Origin of the sequence: Sorangium sp. So ce394 (assembly GCF_051474665.1) — a bacterium.
Lineage (GTDB): Bacteria > Myxococcota_A > Polyangia > Polyangiales > Polyangiaceae > Sorangium > Sorangium cellulosum_D.
In genome coordinates, this window is record NZ_CP150339.1 from 4,628,106 (window position 1) to 4,640,986 (window position 12,881).

The window sequence follows — 12,881 nt, forward strand, 5'->3', positions numbered from 1 at the left end:
ACTATTCATGGGTGGCGAGGTCTCATGAGCGCGGTCCGGCGGCGCGCCGGCTCGTGAGGCACTCATGTGGTGGGTTGCTTCTCTCTACCGGCGCGCGGCGCCGGCACTTGCTTATAAAGGAGTCAGGCCATGAGATTGCCTGCGATGGGCATTGCCTTGTTCGTGGTGGCTGCGGTCGGTGCGGCGTGCGGCGGCTCGGGCGGCGACGATCTCTCTCCGGGCGGCTCGGGCGCCGCGAACGGCTCGGGCGGCGATGACGGCGGCTTCGGCTCGGTCGGCTCAGGGATGAGCGTGGGCAGCGGCTCGAATCCGAGCGGCCCGAGCGGCGCCGGCGGCTCGACCGGCGCTGGCGACGCGTGCGCCACGCACAGGGCGAGCGCCGAGCTCCAGCCCGTGTACCTGGCTGTCGCGTTCGACGTCTCGGGCAGCATGGGAGCGAACGATCGGCCCTCGCACAGCAAGGAGCTCAAGTGGGATCCGGTCGTCGCGGCGACCAAGCAGTTCTTCGCGGATCCTGCGTCCGCGGGGCTCACCGCCTCGCTCACCTTCTTCCCCGGCGCGGAGCGGCGGCGGATGTGCTCGGCCAGGACCTACAGCTCGCCGGACGTCGAGATGACGCCGCTGCCCTCCGAGGCGTTCGCCGAGGCGATCGATGACGTCACGCCGGGGCCCGACGACGACTGGCGCACGGGCACGCCGACGGCGTTCGTGGTCGAGGGGACGATGTCGTTCGTCCAGCAGCAGCGCCGGGAGAACCCCGGTAAGTACGCGCTCGTGCTCGTGACCGACGGCTACCCGCAGCTGTGCGAGGGGTCCGACTCGATCGAGGCCGTGGTCGAGCACGTCGAGGAGGGGCGCCAGGACAACATCCCGACCTACGTGATCGGGGTGGCGAACCCGCCGGACGACAACCCGGGGAACGTGGACAACCTGGCCGAGATCGCCGCCGCCGGCGGCACGGGGGAGGCGTTCATCATCGAGACCGGCAACCCCGACGCGACGGCGACCAGCTTCAGGGCGGCCATCGACCAGATCCGCGGCGCCGCGGTGTCGTGCACGATCGCGATCCCGCCGGCCCCCGAGGGGAGGACGTTCGACAAGCAGCGGGTGCGCGTGACGTACGCGAGCGGACAGGGCGAGCCGAGGGCCCTCGCGTACGATCAGGAGTGCGCGAGCGGCGACGCCTGGCGCTACGACAACCCCGCGAACCCGACGCAGATCGAGCTCTGCGAGGGCGCGTGCAACGCGGTGCAGTCCGATCCCGAGGCGGCCCTGGGCGTCGACTTCACCTGCGAGGACGTGATCGAGATCCCGCTGTGAGCGGCGGCGGGGGCGCCGCCTGGACGGGGCGCGCCCCCGCGCCCCTCAGGGCGCGCAGGCGGCAGGTGGGCTGAAGAGCGCCGGGGCGAGAGCCCGGTAGTCGTCGTGGTGCACGCCGCCGCGGAGATCGCCGCCGAGCTTGTAATAATAGCATCGTGAAGGGGCGATCCCCGCGGCCGTGTACGTCGTGACGTCGCTCGGCATGTTGCCGAAGCCGAAGGAAGGCACGATGCCCGTCCGCGCCTTGAGCCACCCGAGCTCGATCGTTTTGTAGTGGGCGGCCGCGCGGCCAAACGCGCCGGTGACGCCGATGGTGGTGTGGAGGATGCCCGGCGGGAATCCCTGCCTCCTCAGCCACGCTCGCGTGCTCCCCACGAGCCACTCGGGGCGCGCGGTCACGTAGAAGAGGTGAATCCCGCTGTCGGCCAGGGCGCGCATCGCCTCGGCCGCGCCGGGGTGGGCGGCCGGCGGGGCGCCGCCGAAGAGCTCGCCGACGACCGCCACCTCGCTCGACGTGAGCGTCCCGTCGACGTCGGTGACGGCCACGCGCGCGCCGGGCGGGAGGACCTCGATGAACAGGTCCGCGCTCGTGCCGTCGCCGGCCACGGCGAAGTGGACGCGGTGCCGGCCGACGTCGAGGCGCCGCCCCGCCGTGAGATCGAGATAGACGCGCCCGCCGGTGTCCGGGATGCCCTCCGCGGTCGGGTGCGGGCGATCGTCGCCGCTCGTCCGGAAGGCGCCGAGCCGCTCCCAGGCGCCGCTGCAGCCGCGGAGGAGATAGGCCTCGACGTCCTCGCCCTCGAGATCGTCGTCCTGCGGCCCGTACGCGAACTTCGCGATGGCCCACTGGGGGCCTTCGGGGCGCGCGAAGAGGTCACGGCCGCGGTGGCGCGGCCACCCGCTCGCGACGAGGCGCGAGCGCGTGTGCCTGAACCCGCGCGGCAAGGCGGCCGGCGGCGGCGCATCGCAGGCCGGGCGGGGCGGGCAGGCGCCGTCCCTGGCCGGCGGCGCGGGCGCAGCGGCCGGGCGCGGGGCGCCCGCGCAGGCGACGGACGACAGGACGGCGAGGAGCAGCGGGGCGAGCGGGCCGGGGCGCAAGGCGCGACCACCTATACCGCGGCGGCGCCGCGGCGCGATGGGCTCGCGCGCCGCGGCGGGCGCGGCGTCGAGGGTCTTCGTCTCAGGTCCAGTAGCCGGTCGGCTGGCCGAGGAGCGCGGCGCCGGTCTGGCCGAGCCACCCCTCCGCGGCGGCGGCGTGCTGAGAGAAGGTGTGGATGTCCCGGAACCGCCGCTGCACGGGCGAGGCGTTCCGGGCGACGCCGCCCCCGCCGGCCTGGTAGCAGGCGTCCACGGCCCGGGCCGCCACCTCCGTCACCCAGGCCAGCGCGCCCGAGATCCGCGGCGCCATCGCCACGGCGGCGCCGGGGTTGTTCACGCACGCGGCCCAGAACTCGTCCCCCAGGTCGCGCAAGAGCGCGCGGGCGGCGCGCACGCTGGTCTCGGCGCGGCCGAGGTGCACCTGGAACACCGGCGAGTCGGCGAGCTGGGCGCGCGCGTACAGCCGCTTCTTGCCCGAGCTCGCGATCGCGACGAGGTCGTCGAGCGCGCCCTGGGCGATGCCCACCGCCACGGCCCCCATGTGGAGCACGCAGTGCAGGACCGGCGCGACGAAGCCGGGGCCCGGCACCGAGGACTGGCCCTGGAAGATATCGAAGCTGTGCTCCGCGGGACAGAACGCCCCTTCCACCATGATGTCGTGGCTGCCCGTGCCGCGCAGCCCCAGCACGGACCAGGTGTCGAGGATGCGCACCTCGCTCGCGGGGAACAGCATGCCCCGCATCTCTGGCATCTCGCGCATCTCTCGCCCGTCGCCCGCAGGGCGCATCCGGGGGCGGCCGCCGTCCAGGATCACGCAGTTCCCGAACAGCCAGCTGGAGTGCTCGCAGCCGCTCGCGAAGCTCCAGCGCCCGGTGACGCGATAGCCGCCCTCGGCCGCGTGGGCCTCGCCCTGCGCGTTGAAGGCGCCGCCGATGATCACGTCCGGCCCGCCGGCGTAGATGGCGTCGAAGCGCTCGCGCGACAGGAGCACGAACAGGTGCGGGCTCTCCGAGCCGATCATCACCGACCAGCCGGTGGCCCCGTCCGCCCGGGCGAGCGTCTCCAGGACGTCCATCCCCGTGCGCAGGTCCACGTCGTGGCCGCCATGGCTCCTCGGCACGAACATCCGGAAGCAGCCCGCCGCCTTCAGCTGCTCGAGCAGGTCCGCCGGGAGGCGCCGCGCCTCCTCGATCTCCGCGCTCCGGGCGGCGATCGCGGGGGCCAGGTCACGCACGGCATGCAGCACCTTCGCAGCGTCTTCGTTCTTCATCGCTCGCTCCTTGACGTCGAGGGTCGGCGGAGCCGGTGAAGGCTCCGGCAAAACGGTTCATCGTACCTCGGTTCTCTCCGGCGAGGCGCGGACTTTCGGTCCCACCCGCAGGCGGAGCGCGCGTTAATTCGGGCGGGATCGCGCGGGCACCGCGGGCAGGGAGGCCCACACCCGTGCCCGTGGGATCGACCTCACCCCCCCGGAGCTCGGGGGACGCGGGTCAGCGCGGATCGGTCACGCGGCCCATGAACAGCACGGCGCCGGTCGCCACGTCGCGGATCAGGAACGCGAACGGGTGATCCGCGCGGAACACCTGAGGCGGCGCCGGGGCCGCCCGCGTGGACACGACGACGCCCGTCGCCGCGGCGGCCTCGGTCCCTTCCTCGTTGACCTCGACGAACGCCTTGTGCCGGACCTGCGAGAGGAAGAGCGGCTCCGCCCTCGTGATCCCGGAGAAATCGGCCTTCGCCGCGTCGAACGCGAGCGGCATACCGAGGGCCGCCAGCGCCTTCGAGAGCTCGAACTCCGCGGCCATCTTGAAGCGCGGCAGCGCCACGTCGACCCGCGCCGGCTGGAGCGCCTCCACGTACGCCTTGAGCTGCCCGGCCGAGAGGCGCTGCTCCACCTTGGGCAAGCCGTCCGCCTGGGCGGGCAGGATGACGACCATGGCCAGCGGGCGCTCGGGGTCCTGCGCCTCGTAGGCGAGCTCCAGCACCGACGCGTCGTCGACCTGCCCGAAGCGCGCCTTGAGCGTCTTGCGCATCGTCGGCACCGCCGGCGCCGTGCCGGGCTTCACCGTGAACGGCTCGTTCTTGGTCGCCTGCTTGTCGAACGGCGTCGCCCATCTCCCCTTGAAGTAGATGGCGTTCGTGAGGACGAGCCGCGTGAGGGGCGTGATGCTGCCCGCCGGCATCAGGTCTTTGATCTTCGCGTTCGTCTGCTCGTCGACCCATCGGTTGATGCGGCCTCGCGCCTGCTCGCTCCCGCCCTTGAAGTCGACGAGCTCGATCCCCGCCCCGTAGTGCTGCTGGGTGGTGCTCTGGAACGCGGGCTCGACCGGCAGCCCGGCCTGGCCCCACAGCCGGCTCGCGATCCGGAGCTCCGGCGCCTTGGGGCCAGCCTGCGTGAGCTGCTTGGCGAGCCCGCCGAACGCGGGGTGCAGCGCCTCGGGCGGGAGGGTGAACTCGAGCGCCTTCGCCATCTGGGCCGCCGTCTCGCCTCGGGCGCCGGCGTAGGTCATGGCCAGCGCGGTCGAGACGCTCGCCGGCGAGAAGAAGAGCTTGCCTGTCGTGCCGGCGAGCGCGCCGTAGAGCCGCTGCGCGAACGCGGCGTTCGCGTCGGCGAAGCCCGCGCCGGGCGGCTGTTCGGCCGGCGGCTGCGCGGCCGGGGCTGGCTGGCCCGGGCCCGGCGCCGGCGCCTCGGCGGCCGGCTTCGGGCCGGGGCAGACGTGCTCCCAGCGGCACGCCCCGCCCTCGGCGCGCGCGCACTGCGGGGCGGCGGTGGAGCCGTCGTCGCAGATGCGGGCGATCTTCGCGAGCGGGCCGCAGTCGGCCGGCTGGCACGCAGGTGCGTCCGGGGTCGAAGCGGGCGGCGGGGCGTGGCTCTGGGCCTGGCACCCGAGTCCGAGGAGGCTGCACAGCGCGGCGGCGAACAGGAACCGTTGGGCCATGCCGCTTCGGTACCAGCGCGCAAGGGCGCTGGGAAGCCCGCCCCGAGGCGACGGCGCCTGCGCCGCTCAGAAGTTGTGGATGAACGTGAACCGGCCAGCGATCTTGTCGTTGAGCTGGCTCTCCTTCTGCGTCTCGTAGCCGAGGTAGAGGAGCAGCTTGTTCCCCGTGCCGTAGTTCAGCCCGATCACGCCGCCGATCTGCAGGCTGGAGAGGCCGGTGTTGTCGATGTCCTCCTCGTTCACGCCGGCCGTGGTCGGGTCGTCCGTGGCGCGCACGATCTCGTTGAGGTCGACCGAGAGCTCGAGGTGCGGGCCGATGCCGAAGTCCTCGGTCGGATAGAAGAGGAGGAAGTCCCGCGAGTAGAGGTAGTTCTGGACGGTCTCGTCGAACATGCTGGAGAACGACCCGAGGATCCACGACTCGAAATAAACCGGCTTCGCGTCGATGTAGGTGAACAGCTGCGGGGCGACCAGCGCCGCCGGCTGCTGCGTCACGAAGTTGAACGCGAAGCCCACCATCGGATTGAGGGTGACCGGACCGAACGTGAAGGCGGGGCCGATGTCGAACTCGGCGGTTCCCAGCGTGGTGAGATAGATGTCGCTCGAGAGGCTGATCGGGCCGAGCTGGTGCGAGGCGCCGGCCCAGACCTGGAGACCGAGGTTGTCCGCGTCGAACCGGAACCAGCTCGGGATCTGGCTCGGCGCCGGCGGCGGCTCTCCGACCGGCTCGGTGGTGCCCGGCGCCGGCGTGGCGGGCGCCGCCTGGCCGCCCGTCGCCGCGTCGCCCGCCGTCGCGGTCGGCTCTACCGGGGGCGCTGGCGCAGGGGGGTCCGCGGGCGCCGCCGCGGCGCCCGGATCAACCGGGGGCGGCGCGGGATCCTGAGCCCAGGCGGCCGGCGACGCGAGCAAGCCCACGACGCACGCGAGCGCCGAGCAACATTTTCCCATAACGTTCTCGATCATTGGAACTGCCTCCTCTGCGCGACATGAGGTGAAAGCAACATGAAACATGAGAGCAACACGGAGCGTAACGGCAGCGGGATGACAGTAACGTAGTAGAGAGCGCTTAGGCAAAGCCGTTGTGCATGGGCGCGGGCGATCGACGCCGCGCCCGCGCCGCGAGGCGGCGCGCTCGCCGCCCCCGCCGCGGTTGAGGCGGCGCGCTCGCCGCCGCCCGCGCCTGCCGAACGCAGCAGCCGAGGCGGGCGCGGCTCGTCCATCGCGCCCGCGGCCGGCGCTGCGGCCAGGGCGCGGGCGATCGCGCGGAGCGCAGCGCGGCCGTTTGGCCGGTGGGTTACATCACGTCCGGGCGCACCGCCGGCCGAGGCGGCGAGCGCTCCGTGCCGCGGGCGCGACGTGCTACGTTCGCGCCGCTAAAAGACCGCTAAACGACCGAACGGAGCGCCCGACATGCTCGATGCACGGTGGTGGCAGCGCGGGATTGTCTATCAGATCTACCCGCGCTCGTTCATGGACTCGAACGGCGACGGCATCGGCGATCTGCGCGGTATCCGGTCGCGCCTCTCGTACCTGGCGTGGCTCGGCGTCGACGCGATCTGGATCTCTCCCATCTACACATCGCCGATGGCCGACTTCGGTTACGACGTGTCGGACTACTGCGGCATCGACCCCCGCTTCGGCACGCTGGACGAGTTCGACGCGCTCGTCCGCGACGCGCACGGCGTGGGCCTCAAGATCATCCTGGATTTCGTGCCGAACCACACCTCGGATCGGCACCCCTGGTTCCTCGAGTCGCGCGCCTCGCGCGAGAGCGCGAAGCGCGGCTGGTACATCTGGCGCGATCCGGCGCCGGGCGGCGGCCCTCCCACGAACTGGCGCAGCGAGTTCGGGGGCCCTGCGTGGGCGTGGGACGCGGCGACAGGCCAGTATTACTACCACGCGTATCTGAAGGAGCAGCCCGACCTCGACTGGCGCAACCCCGAGGTGCGCGACGCGATGCTCTCGGTGATGCGCTTCTGGCTCGATCGCGGCGTGGACGGGTTCCGCGTGGACACGATTCACCATCTCATCAAGGACAGCGAGCTCCGGGACAACCCGCCGAACCCGCACTTTGAGCCCGGCATGCCCCCGCACCGCGAGCTCCTCCGGCTGTATACGACCGATCGCCCTGAGGTGCACGAGGCCGTCGCCGCCATGCGCCGCGCGCTCGACGACTACGACGATCGGGTGCTGATCGGCGAGGCCTACCTGCCGTTCGATCGGCTGATGGCCTATTACGGACAGGACCTCTCCGGCATGCACCTGCCCTTCAACTTCCACCTCATCGGCGCGCCCTCTCCACCGGGCTCGATCGGGCAGGGGAGCGGCTCGACGAGGCCGCCGAGCTGCGCCCGGACGAGGAGCTGATCCGCCGAGACTTGATCAGAGCGGGATGTGCTGGATGCCCGCGGCCGCCCCGAGCGACGCGGCCGCGGCGGCCCCGACGAGGAGCAGCGTCGTGACCAGGAGCGTCCCCTCGATCTCGTCCGTGACCAGGTCGTCCACGCCCTGGGCGAGCTCGTCCCGCACCTTGACCAGGTCGATGCCGCCCTTCTGGTGGGCCTCGTTCCGGAAGCGCGCCAGCGTCAGCGCCTCGATGGTCTTGAGCAGCTGCGCCTCGATCTTGCGCCGCAAGAGCCCCCGCAGGCCGCCCCCTCGCGGCGCCGCCTGCACCCGGTGGATCACCGCGAGGCGCAGCTGCTTCACCGCCTCGTTGATCGGCACGCCCTCCACCGCCTGCGCCACCCGCCCGCCGCGCGCGCCCGCCTCGGCCTGATCCGAGAGGCCGAGCAGCCGCTCGAACACCGCGGTCACGAGCATCCCGCCGAGGCGCTTCGACCGCACGACCTGCAGGATGCCGGCGCCGAGCGCCCGCTTCCACGACAGCGTGAAGCCGAGCACGGCAGAGAGCGCGAGCGCCACGATCGCCGCGAGCGCCCCGCGCAGCGCAGAGCCGTCCGCCGCGATCGCATAGGAGGACCCGGCGAGCACGACGGCCAGGAACGACATGGTCGCGGCGGTCAGGAAGAACGCGCGGATCGCGGGCCCCAGCGCCGCGGCGACACCTTGCATGAACGGTCGGAGATCCATGATCGCCCACCTCACCACGGCCGCGGTTCGGCGAAAATCCCGAAGGGGGCGGCGAGCTCCGCGATCGCGAGCGGCGCGGGGACACGCGGCGCGCGACGTTGGCGCCCGGCGCCGCTCACCGGAGGTAGTCGCGGTAGAACCGATCCCGGAAGTCGAAGAAGCGGGCGAGGGCGGGGTCCTCGGCGATGCTGCGCACCGACGTGCCCGCGAGCTCCGGCTTGAAGAGGTGCTTCGACGGCGGGAACTTGAGCGGATAAACGAGGGCCACGGCGGCGACGTCGGCGAGCGACGGCGCGTCGCCGACGAGGTACGCCGAGCCCTCGAGGCGAGCGCAGAGCTCGGCGAGCGTCGTGCGCACGGCGCGCTCCGCGGCGTCGAGCCACCGCTCCACGGCGCCCACCCGCGCCTCGGCCAGCGGGAGGACGGCCGCCAGGGCGCCGAGCCCGGCGTGCGCGAACGGCCCCATCGCGGCGCCCAGCGCGTCCAGGTAGTGCTCCTCGCGGAGGCCGCGGCGCATCAAGCAGAACGGCGCGTACTTCCCGAGCGTGTCGTCGAGGCGCGCCTCCAGGGCGAGGACCTCGCCCCGCTGCTCTGGATCGTCGGGGAGCAGGCGCCGCCCTTCGGGGAAGGTGCGCTCCAGGTAGAGCGCGATCTCGGTGGAGTCCGCGACGACCGCGCCGTCGTGCTCGATCACGGGGAGCTTGCGCTGGCCCGAGAGGCGGTAGATGGCGATCTGCTCGGGACCGGGCTTGTGCTCCTCGATCCGGTACTCGAGCCCCTTGAAGTCGAGGGCAGCCCGGGCCTTCTCGGAGAAGTGACTGAGCGGGAAGCGATGGAGGACGATCGTCATCGCCCCTCGATACCACGGGCGGGCGGGGGCGGAGCCGCCCTCGGGCCCGCCCGCGCGCGGCGGCGAGCCCGACGGCGCGGCGCTCCGGCTCAGATCACGCCGAACTTCTTGCCGACCTTCTCGAACGCCTCGAGCGCGTGATCGAGGTGCTTGCGCTCGTGGGTCGCCATGTAGCTCGTGCGGAGGACCTGCTGCTTCGGCGGGACGCCGGGCGTGATGAACGGGTTCACGTAGAGCGAGTAGTCGTCGAGGAGCGACTTCCACATCATGACCGTCTTGAGGTCGTCGCGGATGTAGATCGGGATCACGGCCGTCTCGGTCTTGCCGAGCTCGAAGCCGAGCCGCTGCAGCTCCGTGCGCATGTAGGTGAAGTTCTCGCGGAGCTTCTCCTGGCGCCACGGCTCCTCCTGCATGACCTCGAGCGAGGCCATCGCCGCGGCGACGCAGGGCGGCGCCGCGCTCGCCGCGAAGAGGAAGCTGTAGGCGAAATGCTGAATATAATCGAGCACCTTGCGCTCGCCGACGAGCCAGCCGCCGATCGAGGCGAGCGACTTCGAGAAGGTGCCGCCGATGAGGTCGACCTCCTTGCCGAGGCCGAAGTGCGCGGCGGTGCCGCGGCCGCCGGGGCCGATGACGCCGAGGGCGTGCGCGTCGTCGACCAGGAGCCGCGCCTTGTGCTTCTTCACCACCTCGACGATCCCGGGCAGGTTCGCGATCTCGCCCTGGGCGCTGAAGACGCCGTCGGTGATGACGAGCGCCCCCTCGGTGTCGGCGATCTCGGAGAGCGCGCTGTCGAGCGCCGCGGGGTCGCTGTGCTTGTAGCGGACCATCCGGGCGCCGGTCGCCTGGGCGAGCCGCACGCCGTCGTAGATCGACGCGTGATCGTCCTTGTCGATGATCGCGACGCTCCGCTTGTTGCTGAGGAGCGCCGAGATCGTCGCGATGTTCACCTGGTAGCCCGTCGTGAACACGAGCCCCGCCTCCTTGCCGTGGTAGGCGGCGAGCTTCTCCTCGAGCTCGTTGTGGAGGCGCATCGAGCCGTTCACGAGCCGCGAGCCGGTCATGCTCGTGCCGTACTTGTCGATGGCGTTCCGCGCGGCCTCCCGCACCTTCGGGTGGGTCGTCAGCCCGAGGTAGTTGTTCGAGCCGAGCATGATCACGCTCCGCCCCTCGAGCTGCGCCTCCGGGCCGTTGTTGAAGTCGAGCGGGCGGAAGAAGGGGTAGACCCCCATGGCGCGGGCGTTGTCCGCGGTCATGAACTTGTACGCCTTCTCGAACACGTCGCGCCCGCCGATCCGCGAAAGCGACGTCCGCGCCGCCATCTGGGTCGCGAGCTGCTGCTCGGCCGCCGCCGCCACGTAGGTGCCCGCGCCGTTCGCGCCGGCGCCGTTCACGGCCGCGCCGTTCGCGCCGACGCCGTTCACGTGCGGGCGGGCGGCGGCCCGCTCGGGCGAGGCGCTCGCCGCCTCCTCGACGGCCGACAGCCCCGCGGCGCCCGCGGCGCGCGCGGACGGCCGCGGCGACGCCGCGCGGGCGGGCGTCGCCCCGTGGACGCCGGCCTCGTCGTCGAGCGCCGGATCGATGTTCGGGAGCGCGTGCCCGTTCAGCAGGATGTCCCACGCCTCCGCGGCCCGCTCCCGGGCGGCGCGCAGGCGGTTCTTCGCATCCATGACCCCGGTGGCGAGCCGCATCACGCGATCGTTGCTGACGACTCGGACGACCGTGCTCGACGAGGCGAGCTTCTTTGCTTGGTCGACCAGACGATCCTTCATGCTCATGCCCTGGCTCCTCACGCGATCGGTTAAGGGACGCGGTCCTGCCCGCGAAGGCCGCTCCGGCGTATCACGTCGGGCCGCCCGCGGCCCTGCTCGCTTCCGGTGCGCGTCGCCGCTAAAGCAGCCTGCGCGACCTGCGTCAACGGGTACAGCCCTGCGCGGCCGCCGCGGAGCACGGCGCGCCGCGCAGGCGCATTCCGCGTCGCGCAGCGGCCTTCGCGCGGTGCGCGTCGCCCTTCGCAGAGCCCGCTCGCCGCCCTCCCGGTCGCCCGCGCTCGCGCCCCACGTCCTCCCCGCGGGTGACCACACCGCGGCATGCGGCGGCTCCCCGCGGATGACCGCACCGCGGCATGCGGCGAGATGCAACTCGTTGCGGAGTGATGCGCGCCGGTGTAGGAAAAGTTTTCAGGGTCTATGCGCCGCGTCCTAGTCGTTGACGACGAAGAAAACCTGCGCCTGGTGGTGCGCACGTTCCTCAAGCGGGATGGCTATGAGGTCGAGGCGGTCTCGAGCGGCGAGGAGGCGCTCGCGATGGTCGAGACGTTCGGGCCCGACGTGATCCTCACCGACGTCCGGATGCCCAGGATGGGCGGCCTCGACCTCCTGGCGACGCTCAAGGCGAAGGGGAACGAGGCCACGGTCATCGTGATGAGCGCCTACGGCAACGTCGACATGGCCATCGAGGCGATGAAGGCGGGCGCCTACGACTACATCCAGAAGCCGTTCAAGGCGGAGGAAGTGCTGCTCACGCTCCGCAAGGCCGAGGAGCGGGAGGCGCTCCGCCGCGAGAACCGCGCGCTGCGCCAGGAGATCCGGCGGGAGAACCTGTTCGAGGAGATCCTCGCGAAGAGCCCGCCGATGCAGGCGATCTTCAAGACGATCGCGAAGGTCGCCGACTACAAGACAACGGCGCTGATCACGGGCGAGAGCGGGGTCGGCAAGGAGCTCGTGGCCCGGGCGATCCACCGGAGGTCCGGCCGCCGCGGCGGGCCGTTCGTCGCGGTCAACTGCGGCGCCATCCCGGAGAACCTGCTGGAGAGCGAGCTCTTCGGGTACAAGCGGGGCGCGTTCACCGACGCGGTGAACGACAGGGCGGGGCTGTTCGAGCAGGCGAACCACGGCACGCTGCTGCTCGACGAGATCGGCGAGCTGCCGCTCTCGCTCCAGGTGAAGCTGCTCCGGGTGCTCCAGGAGGAGACGATCCGCCGCCTGGGCGACAACAAGGACATCAAGGTCGACGTCCGCATCCTCGCGGCGACGCACCGCGACCTCCTGGCCGAGACGCAGGCCGGCCGGTTCCGCGAGGACCTCTTCTACCGGATCAACGTGCTCCCGATCGCGATCCCGCCGCTCCGGGAGCGGCGGGAGGACATCCCGATCCTCATGGATCACTTCCTCGCGAGGAACAACGCGCGGTTCGGCATCAACATCCGCGGCTTCGAGCCCGAGGCGCGGCGGCTGCTCCTGGAGTACCGGTGGCCGGGCAACGTGAGGGAGCTGGAGAACACCGTCGAGCGCGCCATGGTGCTCTGCGAGGGCGAGCGCATCGGCGAGGCCGACCTGCCCGAGCGGATCCGCGAGGCGCGCGACCCGATCCAGATGCAGCTGACGAGCGGCGAGCTGTCGATCAAGAAGACCTCGCGCGTCATCGAGGAGATCCTCATCCGGCGCGCGCTCCAGAAGACGAAGGGCAACCGGACCAAGGCCGCCGAGGTGCTGGAGATCAGCCACCGGGCGCTGCTCTACAAGATCAAGGACTACCGGATCGATCTGTGACGGCGGCGACCCGCCTGGAATCGCATGGAGGCG

Annotated in this window: 9 protein-coding genes and 1 pseudogene; 3 read left to right on the forward strand and 7 right to left on the reverse strand. The window is 71.9% G+C overall.

Features of this window, described 5'->3' with window-relative positions:
- Positions 1-129: 129 nt before the first annotated feature.
- Complete coding sequence (locus WMF33_RS17155; protein WP_437338137.1) at positions 130-1,320, forward strand: vWA domain-containing protein; 1,191 nt, start codon at positions 130-132, stop codon at positions 1,318-1,320.
- A gap of 45 nt (positions 1,321-1,365) precedes the next feature.
- Here WMF33_RS17155 and WMF33_RS17160 read toward each other — a convergent pair whose 3' ends face one another.
- From WMF33_RS17160 to WMF33_RS17175, 4 genes are all read right to left on the reverse strand, one after another.
- Entirely contained in the window at positions 1,366-2,418 is a 1,053-nt protein-coding gene (locus tag WMF33_RS17160) for an LNS2 domain-containing protein (RefSeq protein ID WP_437338138.1), read from the reverse strand.
- 82 nt (positions 2,419-2,500) lie between these two features.
- Positions 2,501-3,688: an acyl-CoA dehydrogenase family protein gene (locus tag WMF33_RS17165; RefSeq protein WP_437338139.1), complete on the reverse strand. Its 1,188-nt coding sequence runs from the start codon at positions 3,686-3,688 to the stop codon at positions 2,501-2,503.
- A 220-nt stretch (positions 3,689-3,908) separates the two neighbouring features.
- The gene (locus tag WMF33_RS17170) at positions 3,909-5,357 is read right to left on the reverse strand and encodes a serpin family protein (RefSeq protein WP_437338140.1); all 1,449 of its coding nucleotides are present in this window, start codon (positions 5,355-5,357) and stop codon (positions 3,909-3,911) included.
- A gap of 66 nt (positions 5,358-5,423) precedes the next feature.
- Positions 5,424-6,320 carry a hypothetical protein gene (locus WMF33_RS17175; RefSeq protein ID WP_437338141.1) on the reverse strand — a complete coding sequence of 299 codons (897 nt, stop codon included), beginning with the start codon at positions 6,318-6,320 and terminating at the stop codon, positions 5,424-5,426.
- 447 nt (positions 6,321-6,767) lie between these two features.
- Between WMF33_RS17175 and WMF33_RS17180 the strand changes: the two are divergent.
- Positions 6,768-7,652 (forward strand): annotated as a pseudogene (locus tag WMF33_RS17180) (alpha-amylase family glycosyl hydrolase); the annotation flags it as partial.
- A gap of 87 nt (positions 7,653-7,739) precedes the next feature.
- On the opposite strand, the gene WMF33_RS17185 reads toward WMF33_RS17180, so the two are convergent.
- From WMF33_RS17185 to WMF33_RS17195, 3 genes are all read right to left on the reverse strand, one after another.
- Positions 7,740-8,447, reverse strand: a complete 708-nt coding sequence (locus WMF33_RS17185; protein WP_437338142.1) for a hypothetical protein — start codon at positions 8,445-8,447, stop codon at positions 7,740-7,742.
- A 115-nt stretch (positions 8,448-8,562) separates the two neighbouring features.
- A complete protein-coding gene (locus WMF33_RS17190; protein WP_437338143.1) occupies positions 8,563-9,297 on the reverse strand; it encodes a glutathione S-transferase family protein in 735 nt (244 codons plus the stop codon).
- Between the two features lie 89 nt (positions 9,298-9,386).
- The gene (locus WMF33_RS17195; RefSeq protein WP_437338144.1) at positions 9,387-11,075 is read right to left on the reverse strand and encodes an aminotransferase class I/II-fold pyridoxal phosphate-dependent enzyme; all 1,689 of its coding nucleotides are present in this window, start codon (positions 11,073-11,075) and stop codon (positions 9,387-9,389) included.
- A gap of 411 nt (positions 11,076-11,486) precedes the next feature.
- Here WMF33_RS17195 and WMF33_RS17200 point away from each other — a divergent pair, with 411 nt between their 5' ends.
- Positions 11,487-12,848: a sigma-54-dependent transcriptional regulator gene (locus WMF33_RS17200; RefSeq protein ID WP_020735460.1), complete on the forward strand. Its 1,362-nt coding sequence runs from the start codon at positions 11,487-11,489 to the stop codon at positions 12,846-12,848.
- The last annotated feature ends 33 nt before the right edge of the window (positions 12,849-12,881 follow it).